General features: G+C 35.9%; 13 protein-coding genes. 5 read left to right on the top strand and 8 right to left on the bottom strand.

The genetic code is table 11. The annotated features are described in order from the left end of the window. The first annotated feature begins 18 nt into the window (after positions 1 to 18). On the top strand, positions 19 to 8,658 hold the full coding sequence (locus IPN31_03160; GenBank protein MBK8680900.1) for a cyclic beta 1-2 glucan synthetase: 8,640 nt from the start codon (positions 19 to 21) through the stop codon (positions 8,656 to 8,658). A 280-nt stretch (positions 8,659 to 8,938) separates the two neighbouring features. Here IPN31_03160 and IPN31_03155 read toward each other — a convergent pair whose 3' ends face one another. After that, entirely contained in the window at positions 8,939 to 9,988 is a 1,050-nt protein-coding gene (locus IPN31_03155) for a DUF1016 family protein (GenBank protein MBK8680899.1), read from the bottom strand. A 27-nt stretch (positions 9,989 to 10,015) separates the two neighbouring features. After that, the gene (mnmE, locus tag IPN31_03150) at positions 10,016 to 11,383 is read right to left on the bottom strand and encodes a tRNA uridine-5-carboxymethylaminomethyl(34) synthesis GTPase MnmE (GenBank protein ID MBK8680898.1); all 1,368 of its coding nucleotides are present in this window, start codon (positions 11,381 to 11,383) and stop codon (positions 10,016 to 10,018) included. 65 nt (positions 11,384 to 11,448) lie between these two features. Between mnmE and IPN31_03145 the strand changes: the two genes are divergently transcribed. Genes IPN31_03145 through IPN31_03130 form a run of 4 tightly spaced genes read left to right on the top strand, consistent with a single transcriptional unit; the run spans position 11,449 to position 14,925 of the window. After that, positions 11,449 to 12,210 (top strand): hypothetical protein, encoded by a 762-nt coding sequence (locus IPN31_03145; GenBank protein MBK8680897.1) that lies wholly within the window; start codon positions 11,449 to 11,451, stop codon positions 12,208 to 12,210. A 3-nt stretch (positions 12,211 to 12,213) separates the two neighbouring features. After that, positions 12,214 to 13,029, top strand: a complete 816-nt coding sequence (locus IPN31_03140) for a hypothetical protein (protein ID MBK8680896.1) — start codon at positions 12,214 to 12,216, stop codon at positions 13,027 to 13,029. A 30-nt stretch (positions 13,030 to 13,059) separates the two neighbouring features. Continuing rightward, positions 13,060 to 13,515, top strand: coding sequence for a low molecular weight phosphotyrosine protein phosphatase (locus IPN31_03135; GenBank protein ID MBK8680895.1), 456 nt, complete (start codon positions 13,060 to 13,062; stop codon positions 13,513 to 13,515). 9 nt (positions 13,516 to 13,524) lie between these two features. Further along, positions 13,525 to 14,925, top strand: coding sequence for a histidine--tRNA ligase (locus tag IPN31_03130; protein ID MBK8680894.1), 1,401 nt, complete (start codon positions 13,525 to 13,527; stop codon positions 14,923 to 14,925). 2 nt (positions 14,926 to 14,927) lie between these two features. Here IPN31_03130 and dnaJ read toward each other — a convergent pair whose 3' ends face one another. The 6 genes from dnaJ to IPN31_03100 form a co-directional block, all read right to left on the bottom strand. Then, a complete protein-coding gene (gene dnaJ / locus IPN31_03125) occupies positions 14,928 to 16,088 on the bottom strand; it encodes a molecular chaperone DnaJ (protein MBK8680893.1) in 1,161 nt (386 codons plus the stop codon). A gap of 1 nt (position 16,089) precedes the next feature. Then, positions 16,090 to 16,647 carry a nucleotide exchange factor GrpE gene (locus IPN31_03120; GenBank protein ID MBK8680892.1) on the bottom strand — a complete coding sequence of 186 codons (558 nt, stop codon included), beginning with the start codon at positions 16,645 to 16,647 and terminating at the stop codon, positions 16,090 to 16,092. A 69-nt stretch (positions 16,648 to 16,716) separates the two neighbouring features. Beyond that, positions 16,717 to 17,268 carry a redoxin domain-containing protein gene (locus IPN31_03115; protein MBK8680891.1) on the bottom strand — a complete coding sequence of 184 codons (552 nt, stop codon included), beginning with the start codon at positions 17,266 to 17,268 and terminating at the stop codon, positions 16,717 to 16,719. Between the two features lie 100 nt (positions 17,269 to 17,368). Next, the gene (murA, locus tag IPN31_03110; protein MBK8680890.1) at positions 17,369 to 18,673 is read right to left on the bottom strand and encodes a UDP-N-acetylglucosamine 1-carboxyvinyltransferase; all 1,305 of its coding nucleotides are present in this window, start codon (positions 18,671 to 18,673) and stop codon (positions 17,369 to 17,371) included. Beyond that, positions 18,673 to 19,293 carry a DUF4290 domain-containing protein gene (locus IPN31_03105; protein MBK8680889.1) on the bottom strand — a complete coding sequence of 207 codons (621 nt, stop codon included), beginning with the start codon at positions 19,291 to 19,293 and terminating at the stop codon, positions 18,673 to 18,675. Before IPN31_03105 ends, murA begins: the two co-directional genes overlap by 1 nt. Before the next feature lie 118 nt (positions 19,294 to 19,411). After that, positions 19,412 to 20,371 (bottom strand): transketolase family protein, encoded by a 960-nt coding sequence (locus tag IPN31_03100; protein ID MBK8680888.1) that lies wholly within the window; start codon positions 20,369 to 20,371, stop codon positions 19,412 to 19,414. Between the last annotated feature and the right edge of the window lie 2 nt (positions 20,372 to 20,373).

Below are 20,373 nucleotides of genomic sequence, written 5' to 3'. Positions count from 1 at the left end.
ACCGCACTCATATCCAATATGAGAAAAATGTTGAATGTAAATGGGAGCACACCAAATTATTTAACTGAAGAACCCATGCGGGACGAGCTGTTTAGTTCTGATCAAATGATTCAATTTGGTAAGGCACTCGCAGCACGACATGTAATCAGTACTAAGCCATCCAAAGACCATTTATTAAAAAGACTTGCGAATAATGAAATTGTGTTGCAGGAAATTCGTAAGCTCATCACCGATGCAATTAAAAAGGATTATCAGATAACACCTGCGGGTGAATGGTTGATTGATAATTTTTATTTGATAGAAGAACATATCCGCATTGCTAAAACACATTTTCCAAAACATTACAGTGAAGATTTACCACAAATTATTATAGGTAAATCCACAGGTATTACTCGCAGCTATGATATTGCTCTCCAAGTAATTTCTCATAATGATGGAAGAATAGATATTGAAAATCTCAGTAATTTTTTAGAAGCATATCAAACCGTTACCAATTTAAAATTGGGTGAATTGTGGTCTATTCCTATTATGTTGCGATTGGCATTGATAGAAAATATCCGTCGTGTTTCTGCACGATTTGCCAATGATAGAATGGAAAGAGATTTGGCGAATTATTGGGCGTTAAAAATGATTGAAACTGCTGAAACTGCACCAAAAGAAATTGTAATTGCATTGGCAGATATGGCAAGGTCCAACCCGCCAATTAAAAGTGCGTTTGTAGCAGAATTAATTCGTCAGTTAAGAGGTAAAGGACCTGATCTCGCATTAGTATTAAATTGGGTGGAGCAGCAATTATCCGGCAGTGGATTAACCGGTGCAGAAATGGTAAATGCCGAAAATCAAAAGCAGGCAGCAGATCAGGTTTCTATAAGTAATAGTATTGGAAGCTTGCGCACACTTGCATCCATTGACTGGAGAAATTTTGTTGAATCTCACAGTATAGTAGAAAAAATATTGTTGCAGGATAATAATGGAATTTATGGCAACATGGATTTTTCTACACGAGATCATTATCGGCATGTGGTTGAGCACATTGCTAAAAAAAGTGCATTGAGTGAAGAAGGTGTTGCGCAAATTGCAATTCAATTAATGCATGAAGACAGATCAACTGTAGGCAGTGATCCACGAACAGCACATGTGGGATATTATTTAATTGGAAAAGGAGTAAGCGATACAAAGAAGAGAGTAAAAATGCATATGTCAGGAATAGACAAAATGCAAAATTATTTTAAACGTCATGCACTGTTCTTTTATATTACTTCAATTTTATTAATCTCATTTGCAATTGGGGCTGCCATTTTCTTAAAAGTATTTTCTGAAACTTCAGATACCTGGGTGCTTGTATTAGTGAGTATTCTTGCTATAATTAGTGCAAGTCAACTGGCTATTTCAGTAGTAAATTTTTTCACAACACTATTAGTGAAACCTAACCTGCTGCCGAGAATGGATTTTTCCGATAATATTCCTGAATCGGCAAGTACCTTAATTGTTGTACCTACATTACTTTCCAATATAGATGATCTAGAATATTTAATTGAATCATTAGAGGTTAGATTTTTAGCCAACAGAAAAAACAATTTATACTTCGGTTTATTAACTGATTTCACGGATGCTGCACAAGAAAAATCTGATGAAGATGAATTAATATTAGATGCTGCAAAAAAAGGTATTGAAGCTCTCAATAGAAAATATCAAAGAGATAAGAATGATTTGTTTTTACTTTTTCACCGGCCAAGAATTTGGAATCCCAATGAAAATGTTTGGATGGGATATGAAAGAAAACGAGGGAAACTTTCTGATTTAAATTTATTATTAAGAGAAAATTCGAGTGAACATTTTTCATTGATTGTAGGGGATCAATCTATTTTCCCGAAAATAAAATATGTAATTACATTAGATACTGATACTAAGCTACCCTTAAATACTGCATGGAAATTAGTAGCCTCAATGGCTCATCCTTTAAATCGTGCATGGTATGATGAAAAAAAGAAACGTGTTACGAAAGGCTATGGAATTTTACAACCAAGAGTAACTATTAGTTTACCGGATATTTCAAGTTCCAGATATAGAAAAATGCATGGCAACGAACCCGGTATTGACCCCTATACCCGAGCATCTTCGGATGTGTATCAGGATTTATTTGGCGAGGGATCTTTTATCGGAAAAGGTATTTACGATGTAGATATTTTTCATAAAGTTTTGGAAAGGAAATTTCCTGAAAATCGTATTCTTAGTCACGATCTTTTAGAAGGCTGTTATATACGTTCCGGATTATTAAGTGATGTACAATTGTTCGAAAAATATCCGCCTACATATCGTGCAGATATGAAAGTGAGATTACGCTGGTTGCGAGGGGATTGGCAGATTATATCCTGGCTATTTCCGGTAGTGCCCGGCCCGCAAAAGCAACGTTATAAAAATCCCATTTCCGGATTATCCCGTTGGAAAATATTTGATAATATCCGCCGCAGTTTTGTACCGATAGCACATACGTTATTTTTGTTATTAGCATGGTTTGTTCTTCCTTCTGTATTGTTCTGGACAATTGCTGTTTCACTGATTATTGTGTTCCCGATTTTTATTACAACTCTCTTTGATATTTTTAGAAAACCCAAAAATGTGTTACTGCGATATCATGTAAAAAATTCTTATCAAAATCTACAGGAAATTACTGTTAAAACTTTATTCACTCTTATTAGTCTGCCTTATGAAGCCTATGCAAATTTGAGAGGAATATTGAGAACACTATGGCGGATGTTGATTTCTAAAAAATATTTATTGGAATGGGAGCCATCCGCAAATACTTCAAAAGAATATCAATCGAGTTTAGCAGCCGCATATGCTACGATGTGGGTAGAGCCTTTTCTCACCGTTGCAGTATTTACTTATTTATGTTTATATGCACCCGAGAAACTTTATATCACCGCACCAATTTTATTTCTATGGATTGCTGCGCCACTTATCACATGGATTACCAGTAAGCCAAAAGCAAAACCTGTTTCCACATTATCTGATGATCAACATATTTTTCTTCAGAAACTGGCGAGAAAAACCTGGAATTTCTTCGAGCAATTTGTAGTGTCAACAGATAGTTGGTTACCTCCGGATAATTATCAGGAACAACCCGTTGAACTGATTGCTCACCGCACTTCGCCAACCAATATTGGAATTGCATTATTGGCGAATTTAAGTGCTTATGAATTTGGATATATTACTATCGGGAAGTTTATTGAACGCTCTACAAATACTTTGAAAACCATGAAAATAATGGAGCGTTATAATGGTCATTTTTATAATTGGTATGACACACAAACTCTGCATCCACTTTATCCAAAATATATTTCAACTGTGGACAGTGGAAATCTTGCAGGACATTTGTTGGTTTTGAAACAAGGATTATTCGCAATTCCACATCAACCAATATTCAGATTAAAATTATTTGAAGGAATTCGGGATACTTTAGGTGTGCTTTTAGATACATTAACTGAAACAAAACAGCAGATACCTGAATCGCTGATGAATGATTTGAATGCAATCTGCGAAACAGAAATTTCTTCTATTTTAGAAATTAAAAAACAGTATGAAGATTTAGATATACAAATTCGAAATTTTCTAAATGAATTAACGGAGGAAACCAATACTGAAACAATTCGGTGGAAGCAAATGCTTATCGAAGATTTAGATGAAATACATCAACATTTTTTATTTTTTAAACCGTGGATTTTATTACAAAATGGCCCGGCTGAATTTAAAAATATTTCTACACCGGAAATATCTTTTACCTGGCATACCTTATTAAGGAAAACAATTGAACTGCAGACCAATGTAAACGGAAAGCAGAATTCATATAACACTACGATTGAAAAAGAATGGTTTGAAATAATGCATTTCGCATTAGCACAATCAATAAATGCTATCGGTGAATTAATTATTACATCAAAAAATTTTGCAGATCAATGCGATGAATTTGCGGATATGCAATGGGATTTTCTGTATGATAAAAATAGCCATCTGTTCACCATTGGTTATAATGTACATGATCACCGCATTGATCCCAGCTATTATGACTTACTCGCATCTGAAGTACGGCTTTGCATATTTGTTTGTATTGCACAAGGTAAACTTCCTGAAGAAAGTTGGTTTGCATTGGGTCGCTTATTAACTAATCTGGAAGGTGAATCTATTTTATTATCATGGAGTGGTTCCATGTTCGAATATTTAATGCCGCTGTTAGTGATGCCTACTTTTGAAAATACATTGCTTGATGAAACTTATAAAGCAGCAGTGGACTGGCAAATTAAATACGGTAAAAAAACCGGCAGGCCTTGGGGTATTTCTGAGTCAGGTTACAATATGATTAATGCAAGTTCTAATTACCAATATCGTGCATTTGGTGCACCCGGTTTGGGATTAAAACGTGGTTTGGAAGAAGACACTGTTATAGCACCTTATGCCACAGTAATGGCATTGATGGTAGAACCTAAAAAAGCTTGTGAAAATCTGGAGTTGCTGCACAAAAAAGGTATTGAAGGAAGATATGGATTTTATGAAGCAGTGGATTACACACCTTCACGTTTACCTCGTGGTCAATCAAGGGCAATAGTTTATTCATTCATGACGCATCACCATGGTATGAGTTTATTATCCTTAGCGTATTTGCTATTGGATAAACCTATGCAAAAATTGTTTGAAGCGGAGCCACAGTTTAAAGCAACACTGTTATTATTACAAGAAAGAGTACCAAAAGCTACTGCTGCTTTTGCGCATACTACTTCGCTTGAGGATATTAATTATAAGGCAACTGCTCAGGAAACCAGAATACTGCAAACTGCTTTCACTCCTATTCCTGAAATACAATTATTATCCAATGGTAAATATCATTTAATGATAAGTAATGCAGGTGGTGGATATAGCCGCTGGAAAGATATTGCCATCACTCGCTGGCATGATGATGTTACTTGCGATAACTGGGGCTCATTCTGTTACATCCGTGATGTGAAAGAAGATACAATTTGGTCCAATACGCTTCAACCTACACTTAAAAAAACATTGAAGTATGAAGTTGCTTATTCGCAAGGTCGGGTAGATTTCCATATTTCTCAGCACGAAATAGATGTACATACGGAAATTGTGGTTTCTCCTGAAGATGATATTGAAATGCGCAGATTGCATTTAACACATTGCGGAGATAAACCCAAAACTATTGAACTGACAAGTTATGCAGAAGTAGTATTAGCCCCTGCAATTTCTGATTTGATGTCGCCGGCTTTTAGCAAACTGTTTGTTCAAACTGAAATTTTACCTAATCAAAATGCGATCATCTGCACACGTCGGCCAAGGTCTGCCGATGAACATGCACCCTGGATGTTTCATTTGATGGTTGCCGAAGGCAGAGAACCGGAAGAAATATCCTATGAAACAGACCGCATGGCATTTATCGGCCATGGCAATACAATAGTAAAACCGCAAGCGATGAAACCCGGTAAACTTGGCGGAGGGCAGGGTTCTGTATTAGATCCAATTGTAGCTATTCGGTATAGAATTACAATTCAACCTGAAGAGACAATTACAATTGATATGGTAACCGGAATTGCAGAAACAAAAGAAGGTTGTCAGAATTTAATCAATAAGTATTACGATAATAAATCCCATAAGGATAGAGTGTTTGAATTGGCTTGGTCGCATAGTCAGGTAGTGCTTCATCATTTAAATGCATCAGAGCGGGAAGCCCAGTTATTTAGCAGATTGGCAAGTTCAATATTATATCCGAATTCCTTATTCCGGGCGGATCCTACGGTGCTTATAAATAACCGCAGACAGCAATCCGGCTTGTGGGGATATGCTATATCGGGAGATTTGCCTATCGTGTTATTGATAGTAGAAAGTCAGGAAAATATTGCCTTAGTGCATGATATGATTCAAGCCCATGCTTATTGGAGATTGAAAGGATTAGTGGTGGATCTTGTAATTTGGAATGAAACACATTATGGTTACCGGCAATCCTTTCAAAGTGATATTGAAGCACTTATTCCTCCAGAGTTATTGGGAAAAAAAGGTGGAGTATTTATTATGGCATCCGATCAGATTCCAAATGAGGATCGCATTTTATTCCAAACTGTAGCTCGTATTATTATTTCCGATTCTGTAGGTTCTTTAGCAGATCATGTGAATAAAAAAGAAATTGCAAAAGTGCTTGTACCTCGTATTGCACAAAGCGAATCCTATCCTCGTTCTGAAGCAACACTTCCATTGCCAAAGGATCTCCTCTTCTTTAATGGAAAAGGTGGATTTTCTGCGGATGGAAAAGAGTATGTGATCATATCTGATAATGAAAATAGAACACCGGTACCTTGGGTGAATGTAATTGCAAATCCAAATTTTGGAACCGTAATTTCAGAAAGTGGCTCCACATATACCTGGACTGAAAATGCGCATGAATTGAGATTAAGTACCTGGAGCAATGATCCGGTTTCGGATACCAGCGGAGAAGCGTTTTATATAAGAGATGAAGAGGGCGGACATGTTTGGTCAACTTCATTATTGCCAGCCGGAGGTGCGTCTCCATATATTACCCGACATGGTTTTGGTTACAGTGTGTTTGAACATTTGGAAGATGGAATACATACTGAAATGACTGTGTTTGTGGATATAGAATCGGCTGTGAAATTCAATGTAATAAAAATTAGAAATAAAAGTGGCAGACCTCGCAATTTATCTGCCACCGGATATATTGAATGGGTGTTGGGTGATGTCAGAACAAAAACTGCAATGCATATTCACACCGAAATTGATCCGGACAGCAAAGCCTTATTTGCAAAAAATCAATACAATACAGAATTCAATTGCAGGGTAGCATTTTTTGATGTGGATTATTTGAAAAAATCTTATACAGGAGATCGAACAGAATTTTTGGGACGCAATGGAAATCTTAAAAAACCGGATGCTTTAACACGAATGAAGTTGTCGGGAAAAGTTGGTCTGGCGTTAGATCCCTGTGGTGCAATTCAAGTTCCTTTATTCCTGGCAGATGGTGAAGAGCAGGAAGTTATTTTCCGCATTGGTGCCGGCAAAGATGAAACGGATGCAATTGCATTAAGCAAGACATTTCGGGGTAAAGAGAAAGCAATAGATGCATTGCAAAAAGTAAAAGCATATTGGGCAAAAACTATTAATGCATTTCAAGTAGAAACACCGGATACGGCTATCAATTTAATTACCAACGGTTGGCTTACATATCAAACACTTTCCTCAAGACTTTGGGGTCGCAGTGGATTTTATCAGTCTGGCGGTGCATTTGGTTTCCGAGATCAATTGCAGGATGTAATGTCGCTACTTCATACCAGACCTGAACTTGCCCGTAAACAGATTTTACTTTCAGCTTCACGACAATTTAAAGAAGGAGATGTGCAGCATTGGTGGCATCCGCCTGTTGGCAGGGGAGTGAGAACAAGAATTTCTGATGATTATTTATGGCTTCCTTTTGTAACAAATTATTATCTAAAACATACCGACGATACTTCAATATTAGATGTATCCATTGATTTCTTGGATGGCAGATTATTAAACCCGGGAGAGGAATCTTATTATGATTTACCCTTGCTGGCTCATGCTCCTGCTTCATTGTATAATCATTGTGTTCGGGCAATTAAACATGGACTTAATTTCGGTGAACATGGTTTGCCTTTAATAGGTACCGGCGATTGGAATGATGGCTTTGATAAAGTGGGTAAAGAAGGGAAGGGAGAAAGTGTATGGCTTGCATTTTTCCTGTATGAAATTTTGGATGAGTTTGCACAAACGGCAAGTTTACATAATGATGAATCCTTTGCAGAAACATGCAAAGTAGAAGCAACAAAATTGAAAGCGAATATTGATAAAAGTGCGTGGGATGGTGAATGGTATAAGCGTGCTTGGTTTGATGATGGAACTCCGCTGGGATCTAAAACCGATGAAGAATGTATGATTGATTCTATCTCTCAAAGTTGGTCGGTATTATCAGGTGGTGGTAATGAAAAATTAATTGAAACCGCAATGAATTCTGCTTATAAAAATTTAGTGGAACAAGAAGTGGGTATTATAAAATTACTTACACCTGCATTCGATAAATCTGAATTGGATCCGGGTTATATCAAAGGATATGTTCCGGGAGTAAGAGAAAACGGTGGCCAATATACACATGCTGCAATATGGATGATAATGGCATTTGCCAAACTAGGAAATAATGCCCGTGTGTGGGAATTATTAAATATGATAAATCCGGTTAATCATGGAAAAAATGCAGAAGATGTTGCGGTTTATAAAGTAGAACCTTATGTGCTTGCAGCCGATGTATATTCCCGTGACCCACATGCCGGTCGTGGCGGATGGACTTGGTACACAGGTTCCGCAGCATGGTTATATCGTTTAATTACAGAATCATTTCTTGGTATTCACAAAGAAGGAAATACACTAAAAATTATTCCTTGCATTCCCGAAGAATGGAATTCCTATAAAGTAAATTATCGCTATTATGATAAACATTATCATATCGAAATAATTAAAGCCGATGGGAAAATAAAAGTGATTGTGGATGGCGTGGAGTTGAAGGGGAATGTGATTGAGTTGGAAGGGAATGGAGAGGTAGAACCTTTGGATATATCATCAGAAAGTGTAGAGTAAAATGATGAAAAGAATTAAATAAAAATGTTGATGTAATTATTAAATAGAAAAATAGATTTTATAATATTCCAATTTGAGTCGATATTCCTTTATCACTAAAGCGGATTAATGGGTGTATGACTTATCAGGCATTGATTGCTATTTTCAGTGTTAGTGAATGAATGCTCATTCAAATGTAGGGATTAAATCCTTTAATTATTTCCTCGATACAAAATATCGAAAAGATAAAATCCAGCTTGTTTTCATGGGTTACTTCGCTGGTTATTTCGCTCAACTTCCATCATTCTTCTTCCATTTTTTTATTCTCCAATCTATGTTTTGCAATCGCAATGGCTTCATGCAGTTTTTGTTGCAGCAGTTCTTTGCTGGGCAGTTCGGTAAGGTATTGTGCCACTTGTATTCCGGTGGCATCCATTTCAAGCAGTTCTACCATTTCATTGCTTTTATCGGCACAAAGTATTAAGCCAATAGGGGCTTGTTCGTGTTCCTGCTGTTCATATTTGGCCAGCCAGCGCAAGTACAATTCCATCTGGCTTTTATGGCTGTGTTCAAACTTGCCTAATTTTAAATCAATGGCTACCAGCCTGCGTAGTTTGCGGTGGTAAAACAGCAGGTCAATATAGTAATCAGTATCATCCACTGTAATACGCTTTTGCCTTGCCATAAAAGCAAAATCGTTACCCAGTTCTAAAATAAAAAGCTGCAATTGGTAAACAATAGTTTGTTCTAAATCTTTTTCGCTGTAGGTATCTGCCAAGCCTAAAAAATCTAACAGGTAAGGGTCTTTAAAAACCAACGGCAAACTTATTTCTTGTGTGGTTCTTAGTTTTTCTAAATCGTTTTGTATGGTTAGCTCCGGCTTTTTACTAATGGCAGTGCGCTCAAATAGCATGGAGTTAATGCGTTCCTGTAATTGCCGGCTACTCCAACGTTCATTGGCACAAATTTCCAAATAAAATTCCCTTTGGATTTCATCTTTCAGATACATAATGGTTCGGATATGTGTCCAGCTCATTTGTCTCCGCACTGCGGAGACAATTTGAATTTTGGTAAAAGTCTCCGCACTGCGGAGACAATGCCTTAATGTTTTTTCATGCCAACCCTTGCCATACGTCTCCGTCAATTCTTGCGACAGTGTCCAAAGAATCTGTTTGCCGTATGCTGCCCTTTTATCGTTCAGCAAAAATTGGCTAATGTGTTTGCCAATATTCCAATAGAGCATTGTGATTTCTGCATTCACCGCCACAGCTACCCGCTGACGGCTGCTTTCAATCAGATGCTTTATATCCGTAAATAAAAACTGCTCGGTTTCTTGTAATTGTTTAGTCATTGCGTTTATGAAATAAGGATAAAATAATCATTTCCCAATACAAAATTTCGAAAAGATAAAATCCAGCATATCCTCATGTGTTACTTCGCCGGTTATTTCACCGATATAATTTAATGCGCTGCGGATATGTAATGCAGTGAACTCTCCACTCACTTTATTTTCTACTGCATTTATAATTTCTTGCAATGCTTCTTTTGCTTTTTGCAATGCTTCTAAATGACGAATATTGGAAACAATAGCACTTTCGGTATAGGAATTATTCTGAATTACTTTTTTATACATCATCTCTTTCAACTCATCCAAATTGGTATGTTCTAATGATGAAATATAACAGTCGGGTTCTAATGCAAAAAATTTTGAGAATTTATAGCCTGCATCATGCTTATCAATTTTATTTGCAACCAATAATAACTTATCTCCTGTTTCAATTAATGCATTCAAATCATTTTTTACTTCTTCGGGGGTCATTGTATTTACATCAAACAAATAAATTAATAATGTAGAAGTTTTTATTTTCTCCATTGTTTTTTCTACACCCATTTTTTCAATGATATCTGTTGACTCACGAATTCCCGCTGTATCAATCATGCGGAAATTAATACCGTGAATATTTAATTCTTCTTCAATCGTATCACGAGTGGTTCCTGCAATTTCACTTACTAAGGCACGCTCTTCATTTAATAATGCATTTAACAAAGTAGATTTACCTGCATTTGGTCTGCCGGCAATTACAGTATTCACTCCCAACTTAATTACATTACCTAATTGAAAAGAAAGTATTAATTGATCAATAACTTCTTTTATTTTTTCAGTCAGTTTTACTAAATGTGAACGATCTGCAAACTCCACATCTTCTTCACTGAAATCCAATTCCAATTCTATCAATGAACCAAACTCAATTAATTTATACCGCAAATTTTTTAATGTTTCAGAATAGCCGCCACGCATTTGTTGCAATGCAAGTTGATGTGATGCTTTTGTTTCTGATGCAATTAAATCTGCCACAGCTTCTGCTTGTGATAAATCCATTTTGCCATGTAAAAATGCACGCATTGTAAACTCACCTGCTTTAGCTAATCGTGCACCATTACTAACTAATAATTGAAGAATGCGTTGCGTAATATAAATTGAACCATGACAAGAAATTTCAACAACATCTTCACCGGTATAAGATTTTGGTGATTTAAAAATTCCGATAACCACTTCATCAATTTTTTCATCACCGGATTTTATTATTCCGAAATGCAATGTATGTGAATCTGCTTTTGTGAGATCTGTTCCTGAAAAAATAGAATTTGCAATGTGAAGAGCTTCATTTCCTGATAATCGTAATACTGCAATTGCGCCGACACCGGGAGCCGTGGACAACGCTGCAATTGTATCTTCCGTCAACATGATTGTAAAGTTACATATTGTAATTACATCGCTTCTTAATTATCATTGACATTGAATAGAGAATTATGCTGAACAATCAACAAGTAAAAAAAGGAAATTTAATTATTGTAGTAATGCTAATAATGGTTCTTGTTATGTTATTGCCTGTTGCTATTGGTGCATTAATAAGTGGAGTTTGGTTTTTGGGTTTGCCGTTAATGGTTTCATGTATTTTAATTGGTTGGGGCATTTATAAAAAGTTTAAGGAACATAGCAAAGCAGAAATTATAATTCCAGAGAAAAAAGATAATACGCATCCTCATTCACCAGATCAAGAAAAAAATTCTGATATATTAATTCTGGGAGAGTGGATAATAGATGCTGAAAGCTGGAAGCAATTTATAATTACTGAAAAAAAATTGCGCAATGAAGATTCTATTTATTTATTTATTGGCGCAATAGTAATGGGTACAATGGGTTTAATGGCTGCCAGAGATGTGAATCTAATTACAGCAATATTATTTGCAAGTGCAATTGGCTTAATAGTTGTCTGGCTACGCAGATATTTTGCAATAAAGAATTTGAAAATGCAAATGCTTACACCGAGACAAATAGTAATTACACCAACAACAGTTTTTATTAATGCACAAGCGTTTACTTTAATTGGTGAAAACAGATATTTAAGGAAAGTGGAAATGATGAATAAAAATCAGCAAGATATAATTGAATTCACTATAGGATGGGAAACACGCAAAGGACATACTTTTGATGAATTGAGAATCCCGGTTGCGTCAAGTAACTTTACACAAGCAGAAAATATTTTAAATTATTTTAATAAAACACAATAAACTATGAAAAACATTAGCACCACAATTCTTAGTATTTTAATTATCACAACCACAGTGTCGGCACAATTGCGTCCTGGTGAAATTGGTTATAATCCTGCAATAGAAAAAGTGTATGCAGCTCTGCGTATTCAAAAAATAAATACATTTCAAACGAATCCTGAATATGGCAATGAAGAGTTTTTATACGCTATTGGTTTGGTAGATGAAAGCGGAAAAATTACAGAAGAAAAATATCCTTCTTTAGATAATTATTTCTCTACAGACGACGAAGGTTATGGCGATGATACCTCTCATTATTTTTATGAATACACATCCGATAATTTGATTAAACATATCACTTCATTAGATTTTGATTTGAATACTGTGGAAACCTATTTTGTATATAACGAAAAAGGAAAACTTGTGGAAAAAACCGAAGGTGGTGCAGAAGCAAGACGTTATACTTTCGAGTATGATGATAAAGGAAATATTACAAAAGCAAAAGGTCAGACTCCGGTTTATACAAGTGGTGAAAAAGGAACTCCGGTAGATATTCAAAGCTGGAAGGATGTGGATTTATACACTTATAAATATAACGATAATAATCAACTGATAGAAACACAATTTAAATATGGCAATGAGTTTTCTTATAAGATTTTATATACTTATGAAAGTTCAAGAATAAGTGGTTTTAAAATGTATTCGGATGAGAAATCTAAAACACCTGATAATATAAACACACTCACTTATAATTCTAATGGTACATTAGATAAAATGGTTGTGGTTTCAAATCTGAATAATACTCGCATCACTTACAGATGTGCATACGACAGTAAATAATATGTATTAATTGCAAAGAAGAATTTTGATATGAAGATTTTGATGGTGTGTTTGGGGAATATTTGTCGCAGTCCGATTGCAGAAGGTGTTATGCGACATAAGATTGAACAGCATGGATTGGATTGGCAAGTAACTTCTTGCGGCACGGGTGATTGGCATAGCGGCGAAGCACCACATCCGGGTGCGAGAAAAATTATGCATGCAAAAAATATGGATATCAGTAAGCAGCGAGCAAAACAATTCCATTATTCTTTTTTTAATGAGTACGATCATATTTATGCAATGGATGGTTCTAACTATCGTGACTTATTAATGCAGGCCGAAACGGAAGATGAAAAACAAAAAGTACAATTAATTATGAATCTTGTTTATCCTGAAAGAAATATCGGAATACCTGATCCTTATTATAATGAAGAGAAGTATGAAGAAGTATTTTCAATGTTGAATTCTGCATGTGATAAAATAATTGAAATTTATTCCAAGTAAATTTGCTGCATGACAATAAATAAACCCGGCATACCATCAGGCACAAGAGATTTTGGTCCGGTAGAAGTTGCAAAACGCAATTATATCATCGAAGCAATTCGCAAAGTTTATACACTCTATGGTTATCAGCCAATAGAAACTCCTGCAATGGAAAACCTGAGTACGCTTACAGGTAAATATGGTTTAGAAGGTGATAAACTGTTATTTAAAATTTTGAACTCGGGAGATTTTTTAAAAGATGCAGATGCGGAAATTTTACAGGAAAAAAGTGCGCAAAAATTATTACCTGTTATTGCAGAAAAAGGTTTGCGCTATGATCTCACCGTTCCATTTGCCCGCTATGTGGTGATGAACAAACACTTAATTACATTTCCTTTTAAACGATATCAAATACAATCAGTGTGGCGTGCAGACCGACCACAAAAAGGACGCTATCGTGAATTTTATCAATGTGATGCAGATGTAATTGGAAGTAAAAGTTTGGTATTAGATGCAGAGCTTGTGCAGATAATTCAAGATGTGTTTTCGCAGTTGAATGTTTCAGTTACGATACGATTAAATAATAGAAAAATTCTGGACGGTATAAGTGAATACATCGGTGAAACAGAAAAGAATTTATTCTTAACTGTTGCCATCGATAAATTAGATAAGATAGGAATAGAAGGTGTAGAAAAAGAATTATCGGCAAACGGATTTAATGCTGCGCAAATTGAAAAAATAATTTCAGTAATTGCTATTGATGGAACAACGGCTGAAAAAATTTCTGCATTGGAAAAAATATTTACTGGTGAAAAAGGGAAGGAAGGATTGAAAGAATTAAAAGAATTATTCAGCTACATACCCCCAACAAAAAATTCTGCAATACAAATTCAATTTGATCTCACCCTTGCACGAGGATTAAGTTATTATACCGGTACTATCTATGAAGTAATAGCCAATGATGTAAAAATGGGGAGCATACTTGGTGGTGGAAGATATGATGATCTCACTGGGATTTTTGGTTTGCCGGATACAAGTGGTGTGGGAATATCTTTTGGATTAGATCGTATTTATGATGTATTAAATGAATTGAATCTGTTTCCCGCTTCTGCATTACAAGGTCCGGATGTGCTGTTGATTCCGATGGAAGATTCTGCAATTAAAATTGCCATGCAGTATGCAATGGAATTACATGCAAATAATATTGCCGCAGAATTATATCCTGAAACTGCAAATAAACTTGGTAAGAAATTTAAATACGCAGAAGCAAAAAATATTACTTACGCATTATTGGTTGGTGAAAAAGAAATAAAGGAAAATGTAGTAGCGTGTAAAAATTTAATTACCGGCGAACAAGAAAATTATTCTATAGCTCAATTCATCAGATTATTGCAAAATGGAGTTGCTGATTTTATAGATCTCAGCGAATAATATCACCCGAATAAATTCCGCATTTTATCAAAGAAATGTTTTTCCTTTTTTGTTTCATTCACATCCGGTTGAAAGTTTTTTGAAGACCTTAATTTTTCCATTGCTTTTTTCTCTTCACTACTTAAATGTCTTGGAACCCAAATATTAACCTGAATAATTTCATCGCCTTTTCCGTAAGAATTTAATCCCGGCAAACCTTTACCTTTTAATCGCAGGATATGTCCGCTTTGTGTTCCTTCAGGAATTTTAACTCGTACTTTCCCATCAATAGTTGGGACTTCTACTTGTGTTCCTAAGGCAGCATCTGCAAAGTTGATATATAAATTATGCAGCACATGATTGCCTTCCCGTTTTAAATCTGGATCTGGAATTTCTTCAATGCTAATTAATAAATCTCCATTGGGACCACCCTTATCACCGGCATTTCCTTTTCCGTTCATACTTAATTCAATACCATCGGTAACACCTGCGGGAATATCAATTGTAATTGTATCCTCTCCATAAATTTTTCCATCACCGTGACACTTAACACAATTCGCAGTTACCGTTTGTCCTGTACCATGACAAGTAGGGCAGGTTTGTGTTGTTTGCATCTGACCGAGAATAGTATTGGTAACTCGTCGTACATATCCTTGTCCATTACATGATTTACAACTGTGAAATGAACTGCTATCTTTTGCTCCACTGCCGTTGCAAGTATCACAAGTAATATATTTTTTTACTTTGATGGTTTTGCGTGCGCCTTCTGCAATTTCTTTTAAAGAAAGTTTTACTTTAATACGAATATTACTTCCCTTTCTACCAGTTGCCTGGCGACGTCCGCCACGACCACCGCCACCACCAAAAAAGTTATCGAAAATTGATTCACCGAAAATATCTCCAAACTGACTGAAGATATCTTCCATATTCATATTGCCGCCGCTAAATCCACCTGCGCCACTCATGCCTGCATGACCATACTGATCATAACGCTGTTTTTTATCAGCATTACTCAGAATATCATAGGCTTCGGCACCTTCTTTAAATTTTTCTTCTGATTCTTTATTACCCGGATTTTTATCGGGATGATATTGCAAAGCAAGTTTGCGATATGCTTTTTTTATTTCTTCAGCAGTAGCATTTTTGCTTACACCCAAAATTTCATAATAGTCTCTCTTCGCCATATTATTTTCCTACTACCACTTTTGCGTATCTGATAATCTTTTCATTTAAGGTGTATCCCTTTTCTAAAATATCTACTACTTTGCCACTCATCTTTTCTCCGGCTGCTATTTCTGTAATTGCCTCCATAGTTTCAGTATCAAAATCATCACCTATTTGCACGATGTTTTGCAGTCCTTTTGATTTGAGTATATTTTTTATTTTTTCGGAGATTAAATTCAAACCTTCTTTTACAGCATCCACATCTTTCGCTTCTTTCATCACTTGTTCCGCACGATCAATATCATCTAAAGCAGGAAGTAAATCTTTGATGACATCCTGACCTGCCACTTTCAGCATTTCAATTTTTTCTTTAGAAGTACGACGTTTATAGTTTTCGAATTCTGCAAGCAGGCGGAGAAACTTTTCTTTTTGTTCTTCCAGTTTGTTAATCATTTCAGAATTCTCATCTGAAGAATATTCATCTTCCTCCGACCTTTCTTTCGTGTTAGAAGCTTGATCCAAGTCTTCTTCCAAGGGCATTAAATTTTCTGCTGCCTCTTTATCTTTATTTTTAGACATACCTCTTTCCTGTTTTTGTGCAGACGCATAGGTCAAAAACAAAGCCACTACCTTATTGGTGTCAAACTGTCACCGGATTTTTCCGGAATACTTAGAAAGTATTTGAGGCAGGTCTTTCATCATGAACAGAGTTTCAATTATTTCTCCATCACCGTTTATTAGAAAGTACTTAGGAATTGATTGAATATTATAATCAAGTGCTGCTTTTGAATTCCATCGCTCGGGACTGCGCATGGAGTATTCCCAACTATTATTATCTCTGATCGTTGCCATTTTCCAACTTTCTCCTGAATCATCTAATGCAATGCTATACACTTCAAATCCATCCCCGTTTTTAAAATTTACATCCTTATAATCCATATAAATTTTTTCTAATTCTGCATGATCAACCATGCTGCTGCGATTGTTGGAGCCCCAGAATTCTATTAACACGATTTTTCCGGAAAGCGCATTCAGTTCAGTGCAATTTCCAATCATATCATCACATGTAATATTGGGGGCTTTATCGCCGGCTACTAAATGCTTTTCATTGTATTGGGAAAATACAGTCCCGGTAATAATTGTAAAAATTATTATTAGAGATAGAAAAGTTATATACCTGATTTTTATTTTAAGAAGCATATAAAAGGGATTTTTTTGATTAAAATTGGTTTATCTCAATTGACATTAGTTGTGCTTTGAAGGTTGCGTTAACAAAAGTTTAAAACTTAAATCCATTTTTCTAAAACCGACGAATATTTGCACCAAGCACATTCAGGCGTGTATCAATATTTTGATATCCACGATCAACTTGATTAATGTTGCGAATTATACTTTTGCCTTCCGCTGACATTGCTGCAATAAGCAATGCAACGCCTGCTCTGATATCCGGGGAACTCATTTCAATACCACGTAATTTAAAACGACGATTTAATCCGATTACAGTAGCACGATGTGGATCGCATAAAATAATTTGTGCGCCCATATCAATCAGTTTATCTACAAAGAAAAGCCGTGACTCAAACATTTTTTGATGAATAAGTAAACTGCCTTTTGCCTGTGTAGCAACTACTAAAACTATTGACAACAAATCCGGTGTAAATCCCGGCCATGGAGCATCCGCAATTGTAAGAATAGATCCGTCAATAAAACTTTGAATTTCATATTCATCTTGCTCGGGGATTATTATATCATCATTTTGCAGTTCTAATTTAATTCCCAGTTTTCGGAATACATCAGGAATTAATCCCAACATATCATAGCGCACATTGCGAATGGTCAATGCACTTCCGGTCATTGCTGCCATACCGATAAAGCTTCCTATTTCAATCATGTCGGGCAACAGACGATGTTGTGTTCCTTGTAATTTAGAAACACCTTCCACTCGCAATAAATTAGAACCAATACCACTAATTTTTGCTCCCATACTCACCAGCATATTGCAAAGTTGTTGCAGATAGGGTTCGCAAGCTGCATTATAAATAGTGGTAATACCTTCTGCCATCACAGCCGCCATCAATACGTTAGCTGTCCCTGTAACAGAGGCTTCATCCAACAACATATAATTTCCATGCAAATGAGAAGCATCAATAGTGTAAAAAGCATCTTTAGAATCGTAATTGAAAATGGCACCGAGTTTTACAAATCCTAAAAAATGTGTATCTAATCTTCTGCGACCAATTTTATCACCGCCAGGTTTCGGTAAACTTGCATGCTTAAATCTGGCAAGCAATGGTCCTAAAATCATTACAGAGCCACGCAGCTTTTTACTTTTTTCTTTGAATTTGTCAGTCTTCAAAAAATCAATATCTACAGCATCAGCTTTAAATAAATACGTATCCGGATTTTCTTTGGTAACATTCACACCAATATCTGCAAGTAATTCAATCAGCAGATTTACATCCAGAATATTTGGGATATTAGAAATGCGAACTTCTTCTTCAGTTAATAATACTGCACATAATACCTGGAGTGCTTCATTCTTTGCTCCTTGTGGAGTTATTTCACCATGTAATTTGTGGCCACCCTCAATTTCAAATGCATCCATTAACGATTCTTTTTAAAATTCCGGTTAGGAAATCTATTTGGTCTGAAAGGTTTCTTTCCAGGTTTATTTTGATTGGTTTTTTGTTGGGGTTGTGTTGATCTACGACTTGAGCGGGAGAGAGAATCTAAATTACTTTCATCATCCAACGATAACATATTATTAGAGAGGAAGCGTAAATCATTTTTAATAATATCATCCGTAACATTTTCTCGATTCCAGTTTTGATACACCAGTTTCATATAGTTTCCAATGATTTCTACAAATTCTTTTTTCTTTTCTGGATCTTCAATGCCTTTTGCCTTTTCAATCATTGATTCAACATAGCGGCCGTAGTGTCTGAATTTTACATTTTCTCTTGGATATTCTAATTCCATTGTACGCCGTGTAAGTAGTTCTCTTGTAGGAATTGGATAAGGAGATTCTGCTTTTAATTTAAAATCAGAAATCATGAAAAGATGATCCCAAAGTTTATGGCGATAATCCTCCACATTTCTTAGGTTAGGATTTAATGTTCCCATCAAATCAATAATATCTGCTACTAGCTGATTGCGCAATGTATCGTCTTGAATGGTAATTGCATGTTGTACTAAGTGCTGAATATTGCGCCCGTATTCTTTCATTTGAAGAAGGTTGCGGGAAGAGTTATAATTATATTCCATAATTGATTAAGCCAAAGGTAATTGAAATGCGATGGTATTTGATGAGTACATAATTGGTGAATAGTTAATACGCTACAAATTATTTATTTTTTCTTGCAATAGATTTCAATGCAGATTGTACAATATTATCTGTGCTTAAACCATATTTCTCTAATAATTTTTCCGGAGGACCACTTTCGCCGAAGCTATCGTTTACAGCAACAAATTCTACAGGAACCGGAAATGCACCGGCCACTGTTTGTGCAATCACACTTCCCAATCCTCCAAGCATTTGATGTTCTTCTGCGGTAACGGCACATTTGGTTTTCCGCACACTGTTTAATATTGCTTCAGTATCCAGAGGTTTTATCGTATGGATATTTATTACTTCTGCGGAAATTCCTTTTTCTTCAAGAATATTTGCAGCTTCCATAGCCTTCACCACAAGATGACCAGTTGCAAAAATGCTCACATCATTTCCTTCACTTATTTTCCATGCTTTGCCAATAACAAATTCCTGATCTGCTTTTGTAAATATTGGCCATTTAGGTCTGCCGAAACGCAAATATACCGGGCCAATATGCGCAGCCGCAGCAAGAGTAGCAGCACGGGTTTGATTGTAATCACAAGGATTAATTACGGTAAGTCCTGGAAGCATTTGCATCATGCCGATGTCTTCTAAAATTTGATGTGTTGCACCATCTTCACCAAGAGTTAAACCTGCATGTGATGCTGCAATTTTTACATTCTTTCCGGAGTACGCAATGGATTGGCGAATCTGATCATATACTCTGCCTGTTGCAAAATTTGCAAACGTGCATGCAAAAGGAATTTTACCACCAATAGTAAGTCCGGCGGCTATGCTCATCATATTTGCTTCGGCAATTCCACATTGGAAAAATCTTTCAGGATGATCTTTAATAAATGCTTCTAATTTTAAAGAGCCTACCAAATCGGCACATAAGGCAACCACATTCGGGTTGCTGTTTCCTAATTCTGCCATTGCCACACCAAATCCGGAGCGGGTATCTTTTTGGTTGGAGTAATCTATTGTAATCAATT

The organism is Bacteroidota bacterium (assembly GCA_016715425.1).
Classification (GTDB): Bacteria; Bacteroidota; Bacteroidia; order Chitinophagales; family BACL12; genus JADKAC01.
Note: the sequence above shows the minus strand (reverse complement) of the source record. Positions and strands in the feature narration are given on the sequence as shown.

Bases quoted from the DNA above. Each gene is read 5' to 3' on its own strand.
- IPN31_03160 (MBK8680900.1), top strand. From the start codon at position 19: ATGAGAAAAATGTTGAATGTAAATGGGAGCACACCAAATTATTTAACT.
- IPN31_03155 (MBK8680899.1), bottom strand. From the start codon at position 9,988: ATGACTAAACAATTACAAGAAACCGAGCAGTTTTTATTTACGGATATA.
- mnmE (MBK8680898.1), bottom strand. From the start codon at position 11,383: ATGTTGACGGAAGATACAATTGCAGCGTTGTCCACGGCTCCCGGTGTC.
- IPN31_03145 (MBK8680897.1), top strand. From the start codon at position 11,449: ATGCTGAACAATCAACAAGTAAAAAAAGGAAATTTAATTATTGTAGTA.
- IPN31_03140 (MBK8680896.1), top strand. From the start codon at position 12,214: ATGAAAAACATTAGCACCACAATTCTTAGTATTTTAATTATCACAACC.
- IPN31_03135 (MBK8680895.1), top strand. From the start codon at position 13,060: ATGAAGATTTTGATGGTGTGTTTGGGGAATATTTGTCGCAGTCCGATT.
- IPN31_03130 (MBK8680894.1), top strand. From the start codon at position 13,525: ATGACAATAAATAAACCCGGCATACCATCAGGCACAAGAGATTTTGGT.
- dnaJ (MBK8680893.1), bottom strand. From the start codon at position 16,088: ATGGCGAAGAGAGACTATTATGAAATTTTGGGTGTAAGCAAAAATGCT.
- IPN31_03120 (MBK8680892.1), bottom strand. From the start codon at position 16,647: ATGTCTAAAAATAAAGATAAAGAGGCAGCAGAAAATTTAATGCCCTTG.
- IPN31_03115 (MBK8680891.1), bottom strand. From the start codon at position 17,268: ATGCTTCTTAAAATAAAAATCAGGTATATAACTTTTCTATCTCTAATA.
- murA (MBK8680890.1), bottom strand. From the start codon at position 18,673: ATGGATGCATTTGAAATTGAGGGTGGCCACAAATTACATGGTGAAATA.
- IPN31_03105 (MBK8680889.1), bottom strand. From the start codon at position 19,293: ATGAAAGAATACGGGCGCAATATTCAGCACTTAGTACAACATGCAATT.